The 20686-nt window shown below is 73.7% G+C and carries 17 protein-coding genes; 11 read left to right on the top strand and 6 right to left on the bottom strand.

Features of this window, described 5'->3' with window-relative positions:
- The first annotated feature begins 61 nt into the window (after window positions 1–61).
- From EXE59_RS22495 to EXE59_RS22480, 4 genes are read left to right on the top strand one after another with little or no spacing between them, the layout of a single operon-like run.
- Window positions 62–1243: a cysteine desulfurase family protein gene (locus EXE59_RS22495; RefSeq protein ID WP_135840886.1), complete on the top strand. Its 1182-nt coding sequence runs from the start codon at window positions 62–64 to the stop codon at window positions 1241–1243.
- Window positions 1243–2346 carry a tRNA 2-thiouridine(34) synthase MnmA gene (gene mnmA, locus EXE59_RS22490; RefSeq protein WP_135840885.1) on the top strand — a complete coding sequence of 368 codons (1104 nt, stop codon included), beginning with the start codon at window positions 1243–1245 and terminating at the stop codon, window positions 2344–2346. The genes EXE59_RS22495 and mnmA overlap by 1 nt, the downstream gene beginning before the upstream one ends.
- Window positions 2343–3308 (top strand): serine hydrolase domain-containing protein, encoded by a 966-nt coding sequence (locus EXE59_RS22485; protein ID WP_135840884.1) that lies wholly within the window; start codon window positions 2343–2345, stop codon window positions 3306–3308. Before mnmA ends, EXE59_RS22485 begins: the two co-directional genes overlap by 4 nt.
- Window positions 3305–4294: a uroporphyrinogen decarboxylase/cobalamine-independent methonine synthase family protein gene (locus tag EXE59_RS22480; protein ID WP_246056995.1), complete on the top strand. Its 990-nt coding sequence runs from the start codon at window positions 3305–3307 to the stop codon at window positions 4292–4294. The genes EXE59_RS22485 and EXE59_RS22480 overlap by 4 nt, the downstream gene beginning before the upstream one ends.
- A 31-nt stretch (window positions 4295–4325) precedes the next feature.
- Here the strand turns inward: EXE59_RS22480 and EXE59_RS22475 are convergent, their stop codons facing one another.
- Genes EXE59_RS22475 through EXE59_RS22465 form a run of 3 tightly spaced genes read right to left on the bottom strand, consistent with a single transcriptional unit; the run spans window position 4326 to window position 7263 of the window.
- Complete coding sequence (locus tag EXE59_RS22475) at window positions 4326–4967, bottom strand: alpha/beta hydrolase (protein ID WP_210429103.1); 642 nt, start codon at window positions 4965–4967, stop codon at window positions 4326–4328.
- A 50-nt stretch (window positions 4968–5017) separates the two neighbouring features.
- Window positions 5018–6637, bottom strand: a complete 1620-nt coding sequence (locus tag EXE59_RS22470) for an MFS transporter (protein ID WP_135840883.1) — start codon at window positions 6635–6637, stop codon at window positions 5018–5020.
- The gene (locus tag EXE59_RS22465; protein ID WP_135840882.1) at window positions 6634–7263 is read right to left on the bottom strand and encodes a TetR/AcrR family transcriptional regulator; all 630 of its coding nucleotides are present in this window, start codon (window positions 7261–7263) and stop codon (window positions 6634–6636) included. Before EXE59_RS22465 ends, EXE59_RS22470 begins: the two co-directional genes overlap by 4 nt.
- A 159-nt stretch (window positions 7264–7422) precedes the next feature.
- On the opposite strand from EXE59_RS22465, the gene ligA reads away from it, so the two are divergent.
- From ligA to EXE59_RS22445, 4 genes are all read left to right on the top strand, one after another.
- Window positions 7423–9570 (top strand): NAD-dependent DNA ligase LigA, encoded by a 2148-nt coding sequence (gene ligA, locus EXE59_RS22460; protein WP_135840881.1) that lies wholly within the window; start codon window positions 7423–7425, stop codon window positions 9568–9570.
- A 142-nt stretch (window positions 9571–9712) separates the two neighbouring features.
- Window positions 9713–10969 carry a calcium-binding protein gene (locus tag EXE59_RS22455; RefSeq protein WP_135840880.1) on the top strand — a complete coding sequence of 419 codons (1257 nt, stop codon included), beginning with the start codon at window positions 9713–9715 and terminating at the stop codon, window positions 10967–10969.
- Between the two features lie 57 nt (window positions 10970–11026).
- On the top strand, window positions 11027–13279 hold the full coding sequence (locus EXE59_RS22450; protein WP_135840879.1) for a sensor histidine kinase: 2253 nt from the start codon (window positions 11027–11029) through the stop codon (window positions 13277–13279).
- Window positions 13280–13313: 34 nt separating this feature from the next.
- A complete protein-coding gene (locus EXE59_RS22445) occupies window positions 13314–13961 on the top strand; it encodes a response regulator (protein ID WP_135840878.1) in 648 nt (215 codons plus the stop codon).
- Between the two features lie 9 nt (window positions 13962–13970).
- On the opposite strand, the gene EXE59_RS22440 is transcribed toward EXE59_RS22445, so the two are convergent.
- The 3 genes from EXE59_RS22440 to EXE59_RS22430 are packed head-to-tail and all read right to left on the bottom strand — an operon-like array spanning window position 13971 to window position 17139.
- On the bottom strand, window positions 13971–14849 hold the full coding sequence (locus tag EXE59_RS22440; RefSeq protein ID WP_246057101.1) for an LCP family protein: 879 nt from the start codon (window positions 14847–14849) through the stop codon (window positions 13971–13973).
- 26 nt (window positions 14850–14875) lie between these two features.
- Entirely contained in the window at window positions 14876–15511 is a 636-nt protein-coding gene (locus EXE59_RS22435) for a hypothetical protein (RefSeq protein WP_135840876.1), read from the bottom strand.
- A 35-nt stretch (window positions 15512–15546) separates the two neighbouring features.
- A complete protein-coding gene (locus EXE59_RS22430) occupies window positions 15547–17139 on the bottom strand; it encodes a N,N-dimethylformamidase beta subunit family domain-containing protein (RefSeq protein WP_135840875.1) in 1593 nt (530 codons plus the stop codon).
- 149 nt (window positions 17140–17288) lie between these two features.
- Here EXE59_RS22430 and gatC point away from each other — a divergent pair, with 149 nt between their 5' ends.
- The 3 genes from gatC to gatB are packed head-to-tail and all read left to right on the top strand — an operon-like array spanning window position 17289 to window position 20637.
- Complete coding sequence (gene gatC, locus EXE59_RS22425) at window positions 17289–17588, top strand: Asp-tRNA(Asn)/Glu-tRNA(Gln) amidotransferase subunit GatC (RefSeq protein ID WP_135840874.1); 300 nt, start codon at window positions 17289–17291, stop codon at window positions 17586–17588.
- Window positions 17588–19114, top strand: a complete 1527-nt coding sequence (gene gatA / locus EXE59_RS22420) for an Asp-tRNA(Asn)/Glu-tRNA(Gln) amidotransferase subunit GatA (protein WP_135840873.1) — start codon at window positions 17588–17590, stop codon at window positions 19112–19114. Before gatC ends, gatA begins: the two co-directional genes overlap by 1 nt.
- Window positions 19114–20637, top strand: a complete 1524-nt coding sequence (gatB, locus tag EXE59_RS22415; RefSeq protein ID WP_135840872.1) for an Asp-tRNA(Asn)/Glu-tRNA(Gln) amidotransferase subunit GatB — start codon at window positions 19114–19116, stop codon at window positions 20635–20637. Before gatA ends, gatB begins: the two co-directional genes overlap by 1 nt.
- Window positions 20638–20686: the final 49 nt, after the last annotated feature.

The raw sequence follows: 20686 nt of genomic DNA, 5'->3' as shown, positions 1-20686 counted from the left end.
AGGTGGTCGGCACGACACTCGGGCGCAGTTGGCGAGGGTCGCCCCGTAGGCTTGGCAGGTCATGAAGCAGCCGCTCGTCTACCTCGACCACGCCGCGACCACGCCCATGCTGCCGGTCGCGGTCGAGGCGATGACGCGGCAGCTCACCGGGGTGGGCAACGCCAGCTCGCTGCACGCCTCCGGCCGCGGCGCCCGCCGCGTGGTCGAGGAGTCGCGCGAGACGATCGCCCGCGTCATCGGCGCGCGCCCGGGTGACGTGGTCTTCACCTCGGGCGGCACCGAGTCCGACAACCTCGCGATCAAGGGCATCTTCTGGTCGCGACGGGCGGAGGACCCGCGCCGCACGCGCATCCTGTCGAGCGCGATCGAGCACCACGCGGTGCTCGACCCGCTGCACTGGCTGGCGGAGAGCGACGGCGCGGACGTCGAGCTGCTCCCGGTGACCTCCGAGGGCGTGCTGGACCTCGAGTCCCTCAGGGACTCGGTGGCCAGGGACCCCGGCTCGGTCGCCCTGATCTCGGTGATGTGGGCCAACAACGAGGTCGGCTCGCTGCAGCCGATCGACGAGGTCGTGGCGCTCGCGGCAGAGCACGCGATCCCCGTCCACACCGACGCGGTGCAGGCTCTCGGCCAGGTGCCAGTCGACTTCGCGGCATCGGGTGTCGACGCCCTGACCTTCACCGGCCACAAGGTCGGGGGTCCCTACGGTGTGGGCGCACTCGTCGTACGCCGCGACCTGGCCGTGAGCGCGCTCGTGCACGGCGGCGGGCAGGAGCGCGACATCCGCAGCGGCACCCTCGACGTGCCCGCCATCGCGAGCCTCGCCGCCGCGGTCGAGGAGTCGGTCAAGCACCAGCACGAGCACGCCGTGCGCGTCGCCGCCCTCCGCAACGACCTCGTGCGCCGCGTGGTCGAGGTCGTCCCGGACGCCCACCTCCACGGCACGCCGCCCGGGCCGTTGCGGCTGCCCGGCAACGCCCACATCGGCTTCCCCGGCTGCGAGGGCGACTCCCTGCTGATGCTGCTCGACGCGCGTGGCATCGAGTGCTCCACCGGCTCGGCCTGCTCCGCCGGCGTGCCACAGCCCTCCCACGTCCTGCTCGCCATGGGCTGCGACGACGACCAGGCGCGCCACTCGCTCCGCTTCTCGCTCGGCCACACCACCACCCGCGACGACGTCGACCGGCTCGTCGAGGCGATCGGGCCGGTCGTGGAGCGGGCCCGCGCCGCGCGAGCACGCTGATGGCCCGTGTGGTGGCCGCCATGTCGGGCGGCGTGGACTCCGCCGTCGCCGCGGCCCGGGCCGTCGAGGCGGGGCACGAGGTGACCGGCGTGCACCTCGCGCTCAGCCGCAACCCGGCGTCCTACCGCTCCGGTGCGCGCGGCTGCTGCACCATCGAGGACAGCAACGACGCGCGTCGCGCCGCCGACGTCATCGGCATCCCGTTCTACGTCTGGGACCTCTCCGAGCGCTTCCACGAGGACGTGGTCGAGGACTTCATGGACGAGTACGCCGCCGGGCGGACGCCGAACCCGTGCCTGCGCTGCAACGAGAAGATCAAGTTCGCGGCCGTGCTCGACCGCGCGCTGGCGCTGGGCTTCGACGCCGTCGCCACGGGCCACTACGCACAGCTGCGCACCGGGGCCGACGGCCTCATCGAGATGCACCGGGCGACCGACCACGCCAAGGACCAGTCCTACGTCCTCGGGGTGCTCGACCAGCAGCAGCTGCGCCACTCGCTGTTCCCCCTGGGCGACACCGACAAGCCCGCGGTGCGCCGCGAGGCCGAGGCCCGCGGGCTGCTGGTCGCCGACAAGCCCGACTCGCACGACATCTGCTTCGTCGCGGACGGCGACAACGCGGGCTGGCTGCGCGAGAAGCTCGGCGACCGCGCCCCCAACCACGGGGGCTCGATCGTCGACGCCACGACGGGGGAGGAGGTCGGCAGCCACGCCGGCACCTACGCCTTCACCATCGGCCAGCGCCGCGGGCTCCGGCTCGGCGTCCCCGCCGCCGACGGCAAGCCGCGCTTCGTCCTCGACATCGAGCCCGTCAGCGGCACCGTCACCGTCGGGCCGCGCGAACGGCTCGCGGTCGACCACGTGTCGGGCATCCGGCCGCGCTGGTGCGGCACGGTGCCCGAGCGGGTCGACGGCACGGTGCAGCTGCGCGCCCACGGCGCCGAGCACCGTGCTGTCGTGGCGGTCTCGGGCGACCGCGTGGAGATCGACCTGCTCGAGCCGGCCGAGGGCATCGCGCCCGGCCAGGCGGCGGTGATCTACGACGGCACCCGCGTCGTCGGCTCCGCCACGATCTCGGCCACCCGCCCGGTGACGGCCCGGTGAGCGCCGGCAGCGCCCTGGCCACGCAGGCGGGCGCGCTCCTCGGGAGCAAGCACCCGACGTACGTCGTCGCGCTGGTGACGCCGGGGGACGACGAGGTCGACGCGGTCGGAGCCGGGGTGCACGGCGACGTCGAGCTCGGCTCGGTGAGCAAGGGCGTCACCGGGCTGCTGTGGCGCGATGCGATCACCCGCGGCGAGCTCGCCGACGACGCCGTCCTCGGCGACCACCTCGACGTCCCCGCGGCCCTCGCGGGGATCCGGCTGTCCGCCCTCGCCACCCACACCTCCGGGCTGCCCCGGCTCGCCGGCGGCGCCGACGTGCTGGCGCGCACGTGGCAGCTGTGGCGCTCGGGGCGCAACCCCTACCGCGAGGACCTGGCGGGCCTCCTGGCCCGGCTCGACGGCGTCGTCCCCGGCAGGACCGGCCCGTCCTACTCCAACCTCGGCTTCCAGCTTCTCGGGCACGCAGTGGCCGCGGCCGCGGCGACGACGTACGCCGACCTGGTCGCGACGCGCATCGCCGCCCCGCTCGGGCTGGTCGACACCTACGTCCCGACCTCCACCGACGAGCTGCGGCCCGGAGCCGTCGCACCCCGCAACCGCGCGGGACGCGAGGTCGAGCCGTGGGCCAACGTCGCGCTCGCCCCGGCCGGGGGAGTGCGGTCCTCGGCCACCGACCTGGCGGTGCTGCTGCGGGCCATGCTCGAGGGCACGGTCGCAGGTGCCGAGGCCCTGGAGCCGGTCGCGCCGTTCACCGGCCGGATGCGCATCGGCGCGGGATGGCTGACCGGTCCGTTGCTGCGGCGCACGGTGACGTGGCACAACGGCGGCACGGGCGGCTTCCGGTCGTTCGTCGCGATCGACCGTGAGCACGGCGTCGGGGTGGCGCTGGTCAGCGCGTCCACCCGGTCCGTCGACGGCGCCGCCGCTCGGCTGCTGGCCGAGGCGGGTGATCGGACGTGAGCGCCGCCACCGGCATCGGCTCGATGCCCGGGACGACGGACGACGCGTACGCCGAGGCAGTCCGGCTCGTCCTCGGCGAGCTGCCCGACCTGCCGCACGTCCCGGAGCTGCCGGCGCGCGGCGTCTGGGCAGCGATGACCGGACGTGGCCTGGCGGTCCTCGACGGGCTGGCGGCGGACCTGCAGCCGGCCGGGTGGCGCCTCACCGACGTCAGTGGTGTCGACCACCGGAGGGCACGGTCCCTGCTCGCGCAGGACCTCGACACGGTGGAGGAGCTGGCCCAGGACCACGGCGGGGCGTTCAAGACGCAGGTCGTCGGACCGTGGACGCTCGCCGCGACGGTGGAGAAGCCGCGCGGCGACAAGGTCCTCAGCGACCACGGTGCGCGCCGCGAGCTGGCGCAGGCGCTGGCGGAGGGCGTACGGCTCCACCTGGCCGACCTGCAGCGTCGTGTGCGTGGTGTCGACCGCTGGATCGTCCAGGTCGACGAGCCCGCCCTCGCCGCGGTCGTCCACGGCCAGGTGCCCACCGCGAGCGGCTACGGCCGGCACCGCAGCGTCGACCTGCCCGAGGCATCGGCCCACCTGGAGTGGGTGGTGGCCGCGATCACCGAGGCGGGCGGCGAGGCGTGGGTGCACTCCTGCGCGCCCCGCACGCCATGGTCGCTCGTCGCAGGCACCGGGGTGCACGGCCTGTCGGCCGACCTGGACCTGCTCGGTCCGGGCGACCTGGACACCTTCGCCGAGGTGCTGGAGGCCGGGCGTACGGCGGCCCTTGGCGTCGTGCCGCCCACCGACCCGGCCACCGACCCGTCCGACGCCGGTGTGACCGAGCGGGTCCAGCGCTGGCTCGACATGCTCGGCCTGGACCCGGAGGCCGTGGGGGAGGCCCTGGTCGTCAGCCCGACCTGCGGGCTGGCGGGCGCCACCCCGCAGTGGGCGGCGCGGGCGGTGCGGCTGACGGCGACGGTCGCCCGGAACCTCTAGGCGAGACCTCCGGGCGAGAAGACCGGGCGGTTCACCTGTCCCGGTGCGGGACCTGCGCCTCCAGGACGTCGAGGCACGACTCGATCGCCACGTCGTGCCAGCGCCGGGAGCCGGCGAGCATGTAGTGGCCGAGCCCGCCCATGTCGCGGAGCTCGGCGCTGTCGGCGACCTCGCGGGCACGATCGACGTAGCGAGCGGTCTCACGGAACGACGTGATGCGGTCGCGGCGGCCGTGGGCGGCCCGGAGCCGGCGCCCCGCGAGGGTGTGCACCGGGTCCTCGGCCGACCACCAGGGCGCGAGCCCGACCACGCCGACCACCGACGGGTCGTCGGCCACGTGCACCGCCACCCGCGCTCCCATCGAGTGCCCGAGCAGCACGACGGGGACCTCGCCCAGCTCGGCGCGCACCTGCTCGAGCGCCCACCGGGCGTCGGACCGGGGCTCGCGCCCACCGTTCCAGCCGCGCGTGCGGTAGCGCGCCGACCACACGCCCACGCCCGCCTCGTGGGCCCGTTGGGCGATCTCCCGCTGCAGCCAGAGCACGCGACGCCACGAGGCGCTGCGCCCGTCGACGGACTGGGTGGAACGCGGCTTGCCGCCGTGGAGCAGCAGGATCATCGCGCGGGTGGATCCGTCGGCGGTGTCGTGGCGGGTGAGGTGCGGCGCGGTCACGACTCTCCTTCGGAGCTGCGGCGGGAACGGATCGGGCGTCGGACCGGGGGTCAGTGGACCCCGACGCCCTCGGGCGCGGACTCGGTGGCGAGCTCCTCGTGCTTGACGTCGAGGAAGAGCCACACGATGGCGGACGCCGCGATCATCATCAGCGAGCCCACGAAGAACGCCATGGTGGCGCCCTCGGTGAACGCGCCGAGCGACGCGAGCTGGCCGAGCGTCGCCTCGTCGATGCCGGGGGCTGCGCCGGCGATCGACGGGGCGATCTCGTCGGCCCGCGTCTGCGCGAAGTGGAGCGACACCGTGCTGAGGGTGGCGAGGCCCAGCGCACCGCCGACCTGCTGCATGGTGTTGAGCACGCCCGAGCCGATGCCGGTGTCCTGGGCGCGCAGGTGGTGCACCGCGACGAGGGTCAGCGGCACGAAGTTGAGGCCCATGCCGAAGGCCATCAGCACGACGAACGGCAGGATCTGCGTCCAGTAGCCGACGCCGTCGCCGAGGGCGACGCCCTGGCCGCCGAGCGCCTGCGGGAGCGAGGCCAGGATCGAGGACGGGTCCTCGGGGACCGTGATCCGGCTGAAGCCGTAGAGGGCGATCGCGGAGAGCAGGGTGCCGACGCCGGACAGGAGGCGCGGGTCCACGGCGCTGATCAGCCTGGACGCCACGGTGGCCGAGATGATCATCGCGATCGAGAAGGGCAGGAACGCCACGCCGGTCTGCAGCGGCGAGTAGCCGACGACGAGCTGGATGAACAGCGAGAGGAAGAAGAACATCGCGAACATCGCGGCCGGGACGATCATCATCACGGCGAAGGCGGCGGCGCGGTTCTTGCTGCGGAAGATCCGGAACGGCATCAGGGGGTGCTGCACGCGGGACTCCACCAGCAGGAAGAGCCCGAGCAGGGCGACTCCGGCGGCCAGGCTCGCGATCGTGGTGGTGTCGCCCCAGCCGTAGCGCTCGTCGCCGGCGCGGGACAGCCCGTAGACGATGGCGAGCAGGCCGCCGGTGCCGGTGATGGCGCCGGGGATGTCCAGCCAGCCGGTGTGGCGCTCGGACTCGTCGAAGAAGCGCGGGGCGAAGAAGGCCGCGGCGAGGCCGATCGGCACGACGATGAGGAACGTGTAGCGCCAGCCCTCCAGGCCCAGGATCGGGTCGAGACCGGTGAGCCAGCCGCCGAGGATCAGGCCGACGGCCGCGCCGACGCCCGCCATCGCGGCGTACACCGCGAACGCGCGGTTGCGCTCGCGGCCGGCCGGGAAGGTGGTGGTGATCAGCGCGAGGGCGGCCGGGGAGGCCATCGCGGCGCCGAGGCCCTGCAGGGCACGGGCGGACAGGAGCATGAACTCGTTCTGGGCGAAGCCGCCCACCAGGGAGGCGACGGCGAAGACGAGCACGCCGATGATGAAGACCAGTCGGCGGCCGTAGAGGTCGGCCAGCCGGCCCCCGAGCAGCAGGAAGCCGCCGAAGGTGAGGGCGTAGCCGGTGACGATCCAGGACAGGTTGGCCTGGTCGATCTCGAGGTCGGTGCCGATGTAGGGGAGGGCGATGTTGGCGATGGTGCTGTCGAGCACCACCATCAGCTGCGCCAGCGAGATGAGCACGAGGGCCCAGCGCAGGCGCTTGTGCTGCTCGGGGGTCACCTCTTCGGTGGCCGGAGCGAGGTCGGTCATGGGGTTCCTTCGGGAGTGGTGGGTCGAGCGGAGCCGGTCGGGCCGTGCAGCGCGGCCGGGAGGATCACCTCGTCGATGACTCGTTCGATGAGCCCGGGGGTGGCTTCGTCGCCGAGGAGGAAGATGCGGTGCAGGACGATCCCGGGCAGCGCCGAGGCGAGGACCTCGAGGTCGATGTGGGCCGGGATCTCGCCGCGCTGCTGGGCGCGCTCGAAGATGGTGCGGGAGGCGGCCAGCTTGGGGGCGATGAAGTCGCGCCGGTAGACCGCCGCGAACTCGGGGTCGCGCGCCATCGCTGTCACCACGGCCGCCTGGACCGCGGTCGCCCGCTCGTCGCCGAGCCCGCCCATGCCGCAGTGCGCGGCCACCAGGTCACCCCGCAGGGTGCCGGTGTCCGGCGGTGCGGGGTGCTGCTTGTGGGAGCAGATGGCCTGGACGACGAGCTCGGGCTTGGAGCTCCAGCGCCGGTAGAGCGTGGCCTTGGAGGCCTTGGCCTCGGTGGCGACCGCGTCCATGGTGAGCCGGTCGTAGCCGGTCTCGGCGAGCACGGTCAGTGTCGCCTCCAGGATCTCCAGCTCGCGCTCGCCCTCCACGCGGGGGCGGGTGCCGGCTTCGGTCGGGGTCATGCGGGCTCCAGGCTCGGTCGGGGGAACTCGATAAAACGAAACGGTTTCGTTTCGCACAACCGCACTGTAGGCAGATCCATTCCGATGGAACAAGTGTGTTTCGTCCGGTCCAGACCTCCGGGCCGCCGCGGTGTCGGCGGGGGACGGCAGACTGTCCCCATGACGACGTCCGAGGCCCCCGACCTGCCCGCCGCCCGGGAGCGCCACGCAGAGCTGAGCGAGCAGGTCGACGACGCCCGCTGGCGCTACTACGTCCTCGACGACCCGACGCTCTCCGACGCCGACTTCGACCTCCGGCTGCGCGAGCTCGAGGCGCTCGAGGAGCAGTTCCCCGAGCTCCGCACGCCGGACTCGCCGACGCAGAAGGTCGGCGGCGCCGTCTCCACCGACTTCACCGCGGTCGACCACCTCCAGCGCATGGAGAGCCTGGACAACGCCTTCGACCTCGACGAGCTCCGGGCCTGGCACGCCCGCCTCGGGCGCGAGGGCGTCGCGGCCCCCGCGCTGCTCTGCGAGCTCAAGGTCGACGGCCTGGCCATCAACCTGCTCTACGAGGACGGCCGCCTGGTGCGCGCGCTCACCCGCGGCGACGGCCGCACCGGCGAGGACGTCACGCCCAACGTCAAGACGATCGCCTCCGTGCCGCACCGCCTCACCGGCACGAGCGAGCACCCGGTGCCCGCCCTCGTCGAGGTCCGCGGCGAGGTGTTCCTCCCGAGCGACGCGTTCGAGCGGCTCAACGCTGCGATGGTCGACGCGGGCAAGCCGATGTTCGCCAACCCCCGCAACGCGGCCGCGGGCTCCCTGCGGCAGAAGGACCCACGCGTGACCGCCACGCGCGACCTCGGGATGGTCTGCCACGGCATCGGCGCGCGCGACGGCTTCGAGCCCACCGCCCAGAGCGCGGCGTACGACGCCCTCCGGGCGTGGGGGCTGCCGGTCTCCGAGCAGGTGCGTGTCGTCTCGACGCTGGCCGAGGTCGAGGAGCGGATCGAGCACGTCGGCGAGCACCGCCACTCGATCGTCCCCTACGAGATCGACGGCGTCGTGGTCAAGGTCGACTCGGTGGCCGAGCAGCGCCAGCTCGGCTCGACCTCGCGCGCGCCCCGCTGGGCGATCGCCTTCAAGTACCCGCCCGAGGAGGTCAACACCGAGCTCCTCGACATCCGGGTCAACGTCGGCCGCACCGGCCGGGTCACGCCCTACGGGGTGATGCGACCGACCAAGGTGGCCGGCTCGACCGTCGAGCGCGCCACCCTCCACAACGCCCACGAGGTACGCCGCAAGGACGTCCGGCCCGGTGACACGGTGATCCTGCGCAAGGCCGGCGACGTGATCCCCGAGATCCTCGGGCCGGTGCTGGCGCTGCGCCCCGAGGGACTGCCCGAGTGGGTGATGCCGACGGTGTGCCCGACCGAGATCGGCGGCTGCGGCACCCAGCTCGTCGAGCAGAAGGAGGGCGACAAGGACCTGCGCTGCCCCAACCACGAGAAGTGCCGGCTCCAGGTGCTCGACCGGGTCTTCCACGTCGCGGGGCGCGGCGCGTTCGACATCGAGGGCCTCGGCTCCGAGGCGGCGGTCGCCCTGCTCGACGCCGGGGTGATCGACAACGAGGGCGACATCTTCGACCTGACCGCCGACAAGCTGATGCGCACCGACCTCTTCACCCGTGCCGCGAAGAAGGGGGCCCTTCGAGACGGCGCTGGCGCGCCTCCTCAGGAACCGGGTTCACGCGAGCTCTCCGCCAACGGCGAGCGGCTGCTGGCCACCCTCGCCACCCGCCTCGACGTGCCGCTGTGGCGGGTGCTCGTCGCGCTGTCGATCCGGCACGTCGGCCCGACGGCGGCCCGTGCGCTGGCCACGGAGTTCGGCTCGGTCGAGGCCATCCGTGCCGCGACCGAGGAGCAGCTCGCGGCGGCCGAGGGCGTCGGGCCCACCATCGCGGCATCGGTGCGTGAGTGGCTCGACGGCGACGAGTCGGGCTGGCACACCGCGATCCTCGACAAGTGGGCGGCGGCAGGCGTCACGATGGCCGACGTACGCGACGAGTCGGTCGCCCGGACCCTCGAGGGCCTCACGATCGTGGCCACCGGCTCGCTGCAGGGATACACCCGCGACTCGGTCAAGGAGGCCATCATCAGCCGCGGCGGCAAGGCCTCCGGCTCGGTGTCGAAGAAGACCGACTACGTCGTCGTCGGCGAGAACGCCGGCTCCAAGGCCGACAAGGCCGAGCAGCTGGGCGTCCCGGTGCTCGACGAGGAGCAGTTCACGGTGCTGCTGGAGAAGGGGCCGGACGGGCTGGCCTGAGACGGTGGTGCGGCAGGTGTGTAGGGGCTCCCGCAACGGGTAGGCGTGTCGAGAACGGGACCTGCTGCGGACAACTTTCCGGTTGACCGGGAGGTCTCACCGGCGCAGGCGTCCTCGGGGTGCCCCACTGAAAGGTAGTCACATGTCTCTCTCGGCTTGCAGACTCGCTCGCTCCGCCGCCGTCGGGCTGGCGCTCGTCGTCCCCGCGGTCGGCCTGGTCGTTCCGGCCCAGGCGGCCGCGCCCACGTGTGCCGGGCTGAAGGCCACGATCATCGGCAACAACAAGGCCAACACCCTCACCGGAACTCCCCAGCGCGACGTCATCGTGGGCCGGGGCGGCAACGACACCATCCGCGGCGTCGGCGGCAACGACGTGATCTGCGGTGGCGACGGTGCCGACACCATCCTCGGCGGCGACGGCAACGACCGCATCTGGGGTGACGCCGACCTGGTCCGGATCGACCAGTTCGGTCGGGTGGTGAAGAAGGGCGACACCATCTCCGGTGGCGCCGGTGACGACACGATCGACCTCGGCGTCGACCCGCGCCCCGCGACCGAGGGGACCAAGGTCGTGGTGGACGGACTGTCCTACGCCGACGCGCCCGCCGCGGTGGTCGTGGACTTCCGGGCCGCGGCGACGTCGGTGATCACCGCCGAGGGCACCGACACCATCAGCGGCTACAGCCAGGGCATCCGGGTGATCGGCTCACCGCAGGGCGACATGATCAAGGGCACCAACTCCGAGGACGTGATCCTGGGCCGCGGCGGCGACGACCTGCTCTACGGCCAGGGCGGCGACGACACCATCGTGGGCGACAGCCCCGGCGTTGCCGGCAACGACAGGCTCTACGGCGACGCCGGCGACGACACCATCACCGGGGCGGTCGGCATCGACACCTTCGTCGGCGGCAGCGGCAGCGACGTGCTCACCTCGACCTCGGAGAGCCACCAGAGCTTCCGCGGCGGCAGCGGTGTCGACACCGTCACCTTCCCGATCCCGCTCGAGTCCGGCTTCGTCGCCAAGGGCCACGGCGGGCAGGACAAGCTCCGGCTGCTGCCCAACGGCAACCCGCTGGCCAAGCCGACGGTGCGCATCGACCAGCAGAAGAGGTCCACCATCCGCGACCTGCAGCCCTACACGCTCGAGGGCAGGATCACCGGGTTCAGCGACATCGTGCTCCCGGCCCGGGCCCTGTCGATCTTCAAGGGCAGCAACGACTCCGAGGTCATCACCGCGCACCCCGACTACCGCGCGATGATCTACGGCCGCGGCGGCGCCGACGTGATGACCGGCTCCCGCCAGCCCGACCGCCTCGACGGCGGCACCGGCTTCGACATCGCGCGCGGTCGCGGCGGCAACGACACCTGCAAGAGCGCCGAGAAGCGTTCGAGCTGCTGACAGGTCGCCGAGCGCGCCCGCTTCCCCCGTGCCGGTGGCGAGGGGCACGATGCCTGCATGTCGCGCGGAGGCAGGCTGCTCGTGCTGGCAGCGGCGTGGGCGGTGCCGGTCTGCTGGACCCTCCTCGCGCTCCTGGCGACGCCGTCGGACGGCACGAGCCTGTCCTCGCGGCTGGTGCCGTCGGGCACGGTGCACTGGGGTGAGTCGGTCCGCGTCGCCGCGACGTACGGTGACACGCCGCTGCGACCTGGCGACGAGGTGCAGGCGGTCGACGGCAGGTCGATCTCCGACTGGGTGGACAGCGGGGGAGCGGCCGCGCTCGAGGCCGGCGACGTCGTGCGCTACGAGGTCCGCCGCGCCGGCGCCGGGCTGGACCTGATCCAGCAGGTCGACGTCACGGTCGGCGCCTACCCGGTGCTGGGTGCGGTGCGCGCGGCACCTGTGGTCCCGCTCCTCGCCGTGCTGGTCCTGAGCGTCGGCTCGCTGGTGTTCTGGTCGGCGTCCGGGGCCGCGGCGGCGCGCGCGTACCTCACCGCCTGTGCGCTGCTGCCGGCCGCGGCGACCTCGACCCCGTGGGGTCCGGACGTCCTCGACCTCGGGCGCGGGGCCTGGCAGCAGGCGGTCGGGGAGACGGTCGCCGCGCTCGGGCTCGTGGCGCTGGTGCTCGCCGTCTCCCTGACGACCCGGCCGTCAGGGCGTGAGCGCTGGGTGACGGCCGCGCTGGCCGCCGTCCCGCTCCTCGCGTACGCCGCGTCGCTGGGCCCGCGGCTCGACGCGGCGGGCTCGCCCGCGGCCCGCCTCCAGGTGCTGTCGAGCGTCGCCGCCCCGACCCTGTGGGCCACGATCCCCGTCCTGCTCGTCGCGGCGACGCTGGCGCACCTGCGCGCGAGCCGCCGCGAGGACGTCCTGGCGACACGTCTCGCACTGCTCGGCACCGGAGCCGGGGTGGGTGCCTGGCTCGTCCTCGGACCCTCGCCGGCGCTGCTGACCGACCGGGCGCTCGTCCGGGGGGACCTGCTGGTGCTGCTCGCAGGTGGGCTGGTGCTGGCCTGCGTGGCGGCGGCGTCGGCCCGCTACCGGCTCGAGGAGATCGAGCCCCGGGTGCGGCGCGGGCTGGTGCAGGCGCTGGTGCTGGTCGTGGTCGGTGCCGCCTTCGCCGTGGTGGTGCGGGCCGTGGAGCTCGCCGCGGACGTCGCCGTCGAGTCGATGCTCGCGGGCGGGCTGCTCGCGCTGCTGCTCCTCCCCGTCGGTGTGGCCGTGCAACGGACCGTGCGGCGGTGGGTGTACGGCGACCGCGACTTCCCCGAGCGGGTCGTCTCCGAGCTGCGGCGCCTCGACGCGCTCACGGCGCCGGAGGAGGCCCTGCGGGAGGCGCTCGAGCTGCTCGCCCGGCGGCTCCACCTGTCCTTCGCGGCTGTCGACGTGTTCGCGACCTCGACCTCCGGACCGGTCGCCGCCACCGTCGGGCATCCCGCCGGGGCACCCGCGACCGTCGACCTCATCGCGGGCGGATCGACGCTGGGGCGCCTGCGCGTCGAGGTCGACGCCGGACACGACCCCTTCGGCCCCGGCGACCGGCGCCTGCTGGAGGACGTCGGCGCACAGGTCGGAGCCCTCGTCCAGGCCGTCACCGCCAACCGGGAGCTGCAGCTGTCGCGCCGCCGCCTGGTCGCCGCCCGCGAGGAGGAGCGGCGGCGCCTGCGTCGCGACCTGCACGACGGACTGGGGCCGTCGCTGGCGACCTTCGCCATGGGGCTCGAGTCCGCCACGGACCTGATCCGCGACGACCCCGACCGGGCCGCGGACCTCGTCGCCCGCCTCGCCGAGCGGGCGAGGGAGGACATCGGCGAGGTGCGTCGGCTGGTCGAGGGGCTGCGCCCGCCGGCGCTCGACCAGCTCGGGCTGGTCTCGGCGCTGCGACACCTGGCGGCGGACCACGCAGGCGGGTCGGGTGGGTCTGGCCCCGTCGGGGTGCCCTGGTCGGTGGAGGCCGAGGACGGTCTCGAGCCGCTGCCCGCCGCGGTGGAGGTCGCGGCCTACCGGATCGTCCTCGAGGCCGTGACCAACGCACGCCGCCACAGCGGTGCCTCCCGCTGCACCGTACGACTGGGCCGCGCCGGCGACGACCTCGAGATCGAGGTGTCCGACACGGGCACGGGGCTGGCCGCGGACCGGTCGCCGGGTGTAGGCCTGTCCTCGATGCGTGAGCGCGCGGAGGAGCTCGGCGGTTCCTTCGAGGCGGTGGACCGTCCGGGCGGTGGGACCGTCGTCCGGGCACGGCTGCCGGTCACGGGACCGTCGAGCGGCTGACGCCGGTCACGACCGACGACGGAGGGGTGAGGGCATGGACACGCAGCGGGTCCTGATCGCCGACGACCACGAGGCGTTCCGCAAGGGACTCGAGGCCCTCCTCGCCGCCGCCCCCGCCATCGAGGTCGTCGGCACCGCCGCGGACGGGGCGATGGCGGTCGCCCTGGCTCTCGACCTGCAGCCCGACGTCGTCCTGATGGACCTGCACATGCCCCGCGTCAACGGCATCGACGCGACCGCGCAGATCGTGGCGTCCTCGCCGCACATCGGGGTCCTGGTGCTGACCATGATGGAGGACGAGGAGTCGGTGTTCGCCGCCGTGCGGGCCGGCGCGCGCGGGTACCTGCTCAAGGGGGCGCGCCGCGCCGAGATCACGCGCGCGGTGCAGGCCGTCGGGGCCGGCGAGGTGATCTTCGGGCCGGGGATCGCCGACCGGGTGATGACCTACTTCGCCGGGGTCCGCAGCCGGCCCGTCGCCGACGCCTTCCCGGACCTCACCGACCGCGAGCGGGTCGTGCTGGGGCTCATCGCCGAGGGCCGCGAGAACGGCGAGATCGCGCGACAGCTGGGGCTGTCGGTCAAGACGGTGCGCAACCACGCCAGCAACATCTTCACCAAGCTCCAGGTCGCCCACCGGGCCCAGGCGATCGTCAAGGCTCGCGAGGCGGGCCTCGGACAGTAGAGGCAGGCCTCAGCCGCTCCCGTCGCGGCACCCGCCCTGGAGGCGTACGTCGTCGCGCGCGTCCGCACCGACCGCCCGGGCCTGCTCCTCGTCCGGGTAGACGACGTCGGCGCCGAACTCGACCCCGAAGTCACCGCGGATGATGCACGCGTCGGTGCGGGCGGGGTCGATCGTGGTCAGCGCCTGGACCAGGCGGTAGGCGGCGGACGGCGACAGGTCCGTGTCGATCCCCTCGAGCGCGGCGAGCGCGACCCGCTCCATGAACCCCACCTCGTCCTCCGCGGCGCGCAGTCGGGCGAGCGTGGCGAGCAGCAGGCGCTGGTGGTTGGCGGCCCGGTCGAAGTCGCCGGCGGGCAGGCCCTCCCGCGTGGTGGCGTACGCCAGGGCCTGCCGGGCGTCGAGCGTGTTGGTGCCGCGGCGCACCCGGACCCCGCCCTCCTCGGTGGTGAAGCCGATCGGCGAGTCCACCCGTACGTCGCCGACGGCGCCCATCATGGACAGGAAGCCGTCGGCGGCGGTGACCATCACGACATCGGGAGTGATCCCGAGCAGGTCGTCCACCTCCCGGGCAGCACCGTCGGGACCGCCCTCGGCGAGCGCCTCGTTGATCCGCGCGCGACCGCTCGGCAGCTCGACCCACAGGTCGCGGGGGAGGCCGATCGCCACCGCCCGGCGGGTCTCCCAGCTCACCCCGATCAGCTGGATGGCGTCGGTGCGCCCCGTCATCACGTCCTGGCCGGGACCTGCCTCGGAGCCGAGGGCGAGCACCCAGAGCACGCCGTCGCCGGCGTCCACCGACTTGGCCGTCGTGACGGTGGTGAGGCTGAGGGTCGTCGGGTGCACCGAGCCCGCCGGGACGAGCAGGGCCGCGCCGGCCAGCAGCAGCATTTGCGCCACGAGGCGTCGTACGGCACTCACGACGAGCCGTCCGTCGCTGAGTCCCCGGCGTCGCCCTCGGCGTCGTCCTCGAGCTCGGCGTCGACCGGTGCGCCGTCGTCCAGGGCCACGTCGTAGCCGAAGATCGACCAGCCCTCGCTGTCGGCGACGAGCAGGAAGCGGCCGTCGAGCACGAGCGGGCGGCTCGATCCGTCCTCCATCGTCGCGTCGAAGGCGAGGTGCACCGTCGCGGTGCTGCCGTGGACCGTGCCACCCCTGGCCAGGAACGACAGGCGGGCCTCGAGGTCGGTCGCGCGCACGGCCGTCGCGTCGCGCGCGCTCGCCGCCGTGAGCACGTCGATGTCGCCGGCACCGTCGCGCGCGGCGACACTCGTGAACGACTCGAAGGAGCGGACGAACTCCTGGCGCGGGAACGTGCCGAGGAAGGCGTCCACGACGTAGGCCGACAGCAGCTCCCCGACGGCTGCCTCGGCCTCGGCGCGGGTGTCCTCGTCGAGGCGGTCCGCGCCCGCCACGGTCTCGACGCGCAGGGCGACCCCCTGCGACGGCGGCCGGTCCGGCTCGTCCGGCGGACCGCCCCCGGAGCACCCGGCCGTGGCCAGCAGCGTGAGCGCCGCGGCGGCGAGTGCCGCCAGGTCTCGTGGGTGGCCCATGCGCTTCATCATGGCCGAAGCCGCCGCCCCGTGCCTCAACTCGCCGACACCGTGTTGGCGGTCGGGAGGGGGAAGTCGTCGACGTTGTCGTGGGCCGGGTGGCGCTCCCCGACGGGCCCCCGCGCGAAGCCGGTGACCAGCGTGGTGGTGACCGTACGGACGAAGCGCGCGGTGGCGGCGCCCAGCGGACGCTCGCAGCGGTCGACCATCGCGCACCCCCAGCGCAGCGTGCCCGCGTTGAACACCCCGGCACCCGACCGCGTCGTGTAGTACACCGACTGCGACGAGGTGGTGACTCCGCGGCAGGAGTACGGCGTGTGCGCCAGGACCTGCAGGGGGCGGGGGAGCCGGTCGTCGGGGTAGACGCGGTCGGCCTCCGGGCCCACCAGGCCGTGGACGCGGTCACCACGGCGTACGCCCGTGCCGCGGAAGCCCCACCAGCGCGGGCTCGCGATGACGTAGTCGGTGTCGACCGGGAAGCACTCGTACTGCATGCCGACCAGGTCGTGCTCGGGCCGGGGCACCGGCCCCTCCCGGAACATCGCGGTCGCGTCGGGCGACCCCGCGGCGTACGCCGGGTCGAGGTGCGCGTCGTGGCGGTAGCCGACGACCAGCCGCGCCGGGCCGGACGCGGCGTCCTCGAGGCGCACCCGCCAGTACATGGTGTTCGCGCCGAGGAAGGCCAGGTTGGTGCCGGCGTCGCGGGCCGCGAGGACGACCTCGCGCATGGTGGTCGTCCAGTACTCGTCGTGGCCCATCGACACGTAGCCGCGGGCGCCCGCCAGCGCGCCCGGCGTCGTGTGGAGGTCCACGTTGGTGAAGTAGGACAGCGGAGCACCCGTCGCCTCGGCCCGCACGACGACGGGGATGGCTGCGGTGCGGTAGTCGTTGGCGCCGGTGGCCCCGTTGTACGGGCGGTCGAAGCTGACGACGTGGCTGCGCCGGTCACCGTCCGCTCCGGCGTAGAGGCTGTAGCCGCCCCACTGGTTGTAGGCCTGCCACGTCGTCACGGGGGCGACGAGCGCGACCGTGCCCTCCGCGGAGGGCGAGGTGACCACGTAGGGCACCTGGGTGTGCCAGCCGGTGTCGGTCTCCAGCCGGAAGACGTAGAACCCGGGCTCCCAGCCGGACGTGTCCACCGTGAGGTCCCGCGCCCACGGGGCGACGACGGTGCGGGTCGCGTGCGGCGCGAAGCGGGCCGGGGGCTGCAGCCGCCCGCGCCGGAATCCCGACTCCCACACGAACGCGCCGGTCCCGCCGGCGTACGAGCCGATCCGGAAGACCGCGGCCTCCCACCCGCCCTCGGTGGTCGAGACCTTGAGCCCGACCCGCGTGCCGGGACGCCCGCTCGCGCGGGTCGTGTACGCCGCCAGCTCGCCGCGGTGCGCAGGCCGCGAGATCCGCCAGTCCTCGGAGCCGCGCGGCCCGGCGACGGTCTCCTCCTGCTCGTCATGCTCGTCCTGCCCGGGATCGTCGGCCCCGGACCCCGCCGGGTGCGGGAGCGGAGCGCTCGTGGCCACGGCCGGCACGGTGCGCGCCGCGGGCGACCCGCACCCCGCGATCCCCAGCGCGAGCAGCACCCCGACGACGGCCGTCCCCGCCCTCATGATCTCCCACCTGATCCTCATGGGGCCGACGATCCGGCCGACACCGATCCCGGCACACGAGGCGGTGATCCCGACAGCCCGGGACGATCCGGACGCTGTTCCCGACCGGCTCCCGACCGGCTCCCGACCGGCGTCGGGACCGGACGTGGCGTGGACCTAGGATTGCCCGCATGCCCGAGATCACCCGCGACGAGGTGGCCCACCTGGCCACGCTCGCCCGCATCGACCTCTCCGACGCCGAGCTCGACCACCTGGCGCCCCAGCTGAGCGTCATCCTCGACTCCGTCGCCTCCATCACCGGTGTCGCCGGGGACGACGTGCCGCCCACGTCGCACCCGATCCCGCTGACCAACGTGTTCCGCGAGGACGTCGTGGTGCCCGGCCTCACGGCCGAGGAGGCGCTCGCCGGCGCCCCCGAGGTGGAGGAGCAGCGCTTCTCCGTGCCGCGGATCCTGGGCGAGGAGGCCTGATGTCCGAGATCACCCGCAGCACCGCTGCCGCCCTCGCCGACGCCCTCGCCGCCGGCGACGTGACCTCGGTGCAGCTCACCGAGGCCCACCTCGACCGCATCGACGCGGTCGACGCCCGCCCCGACGGACGGGGTGTCCACGCGTTCCTCCACGTCGACCGCGAGGGCGCGCTCGCCGACGCCGCCGAGTCCGACGCCCGTCGTGCCCGCGGCGAGGTCCGTGGCCCGCTCGACGGCGTGCCGATCGCGGTCAAGGACGTGCTCGCCACCCGTGGGCTGCCGACGACCTGCGGCTCGAAGATCCTCGAGGGCTGGATCCCGCCCTACGACGCGACCGTCGTGACCCGACTGCGCGAGGCGGGGCTGCCGATCCTCGGCAAGACCAACATGGACGAGTTCGCGATGGGTTCCTCCACCGAGCACTCCGCCTACGGCCCGACCCGCAACCCGTGGGACCTCGACCGGATCCCCGGCGGCTCCGGCGGTGGCTCGGCGGCTGCGGTGGCGGCCTTCGAGGCGCCCCTCGCGATCGGCACCGACACCGGCGGCTCGATCCGCCAGCCCGGCGCGGTCACCGGCACCGTCGGCGTGAAGCCGACCTACGGCGGAGTCTCCCGCTACGGCCTCGTGGCCCTCGCCAACAGCCTCGACCAGGCCGGCCCGGTCACCCGCACGGTGCTCGACGCGGCGATGCTGCACGACGTCATCGGCGGCCACGACCCGCGCGACTCCACCTCCATCGCCCAGGAGTGGCCCTCCTTCACCGAGGCCGCGCGGGCAGGCTCGACCGGCGACATGACCGGCGTGAAGGTCGGTGTCATCACCGAGCTCGCAGGCGACGGCTGGCAGCCCGGCGTGATGGCCCGCTTCCAGGAGTCCGTCGACCTGCTGGTCAAGGCCGGCGCCGAGGTCGTCGAGGTGTCGTGCCCGTCGTTCGTGCACGCGCTCGCCGCCTACTACCTGATCCTGCCGGCGGAGGCGTCGAGCAACCTCGCGAAGTTCGACGCGATGCGCTTCGGCCTGCGGGTGACCCCCGAGGGCAGCCCGAGCGCCGAGGACGTGATGCGCGCCACCCGCGACGCCGGGTTCGGCGACGAGGTCAAGCGCCGCATCATCCTCGGCACCTACGCCCTCTCCAGCGGCTACTACGACGCCTACTACGGTCAGGCACAGAAGATCCGTACGCTGATCAGCCGCGACTTCGACGCCGCCTTCGCCAGTGTGGACGTCCTCGTCTCGCCGACCGCGCCGACCACGGCGTTCCGGCTGGGGGAGAAGCTCGACGACCCGATCGCGATGTACCTCAACGACCTCGCCACCATCCCCGCCAACCTCGCCGGCGTGCCCGGGATCTCGGTCCCCAACGGCCTCGCCGACGAGGACGGCCTGCCCAGCGGCTTCCAGGTGCTCGCGCCCGCGCTCGCCGACGACCGCGTCTACCGCGTCGGTGCCGCCCTCGAGGCCATCTACGCCGAGCAGTGGGGCGGCCCGCTGCTCGACCGCGCCCCCGGACTGGAGACCGAGTGATGACCGCCCCCACGACCGACACGACCCTGATGCCCTTCGACGAGGTGCTGGCGGCGTACGACCCGGCCCTCGGCCTCGAGGTGCACGTCGAGCTCAACACCGCCTCGAAGATGTTCTGCGGCTGCCCGGCCACCTTCGGCGGCGAGCCCAACGCCGGCGTGTGCCCGACCTGCCTGGGCCTGCCCGGCGCGATGCCGGTCGTCAACGGCAAGGCCGTCGAGTCGGCCATCCGCATCGGCCTCGCGCTCAACTGCGACATCGCCGAGTGGTGCCGGTTCGCCCGGAAGAACTACTTCTACCCGGACATGCCGAAGAACTTCCAGACCTCGCAGTACGACGAGCCCATCGCCTTCGACGGCTGGATGGACGTCACGGTGCCGACCGAGGACGGGGAGGGCGAGACCTACCGCGTCGAGATCGAGCGCGCCCACATGGAGGAGGACACCGGCAAGTCGCTGCATGTCGGCGGCGCCACCGGTCGCATCCACGGCGCCGACTACTCGCTGGTCGACTACAACCGCGCCGGCATCCCGCTCATCGAGATCGTCACCCGCCCGATCCTCGGCGCGGGGGAGAAGGCACCCGAGGTGGCCAAGGCCTACGTCGCGCAGCTGCGCGAGCTGATCGTCGCTCTCGGCGTCTCCGAGGCCCGGATGGACCAGGGCAACCTGCGCGCCGACGTGAACCTGTCGCTCGCGCCCAAGGGCAGCGGCACCCTCGGCACCCGCACCGAGACCAAGAACGTCAACTCGTTCCGCTCCGTCGAGCGGGCGGTGCGCTTCGAGATGCAGCGGCACGCGGCGATCCTGAGCGGCGGCGGCACGATCCTTCAGGAGACCCGCCACTGGCACGAGGACACCGGGATCACCACGAGCGGCCGGGTGAAGTCCGACGCGGAGGACTACCGCTACTTCCCCGAGCCGGACCTGGTGCCGGTCGCACCGAGCCGCGAGTGGGTCGAGGAGCTGCGCGGCACGCTGCCGGAGAACCCGACCGTACGCCGGGCGCGGTTGCAGGCCGTGTGGGGCTTCACGGACATGGAGATGCGCGACACGGTCGGCGCGGGCGCACTCGGGCTGGTCGAGGAGACCATCGCCGCGGGCGCTGCCCCCCAGGCCGCCCGCAAGTGGTGGCTCGGCGAGCTGGCGCGACGCAGCAACGAGGACGGGATCGACCTCGTCGACCTGCCGATCACGCCTGCCGACGTCGCCCGGATCCAGGCGCTGGTCGACGAGAAGGTCGTCAACGACAAGCTCGCCCGCCAGGTCTTCGAGGGCGTCCTCGCCGGCGAGGGCACGCCCGACGAGGTCGTGGAGAAGCGTGGCCTCGCGGTCGTGTCCGACGACGGCGCACTCGGCGCGGCCGTCGACAACGCGATCGCGGCCAACCCCGACGTCGCCGACAAGATCCGCGACGGCAAGGTCGCCGCGGCCGGAGCGCTCATCGGTGCGGTGATGAAGGAGATGCGCGGGCAGGCCGACGCCGGCCGGGTGCGGGAGCTGATCCTGGAGAAGCTCGCCTGACCCCTACTTTGGTCGGGAGATGCGACCGGGGCGCGGTCTAGACAACTTG

Origin of the sequence: Nocardioides eburneiflavus (assembly GCF_004785795.1) — a bacterium.
Taxonomy (GTDB): Bacteria; Actinomycetota; Actinomycetes; order Propionibacteriales; family Nocardioidaceae; genus Nocardioides; species Nocardioides eburneiflavus.
The sequence above is the reverse complement of the archived record's forward strand: the minus strand, read 5'-3'. Positions and strand labels throughout refer to the sequence as shown.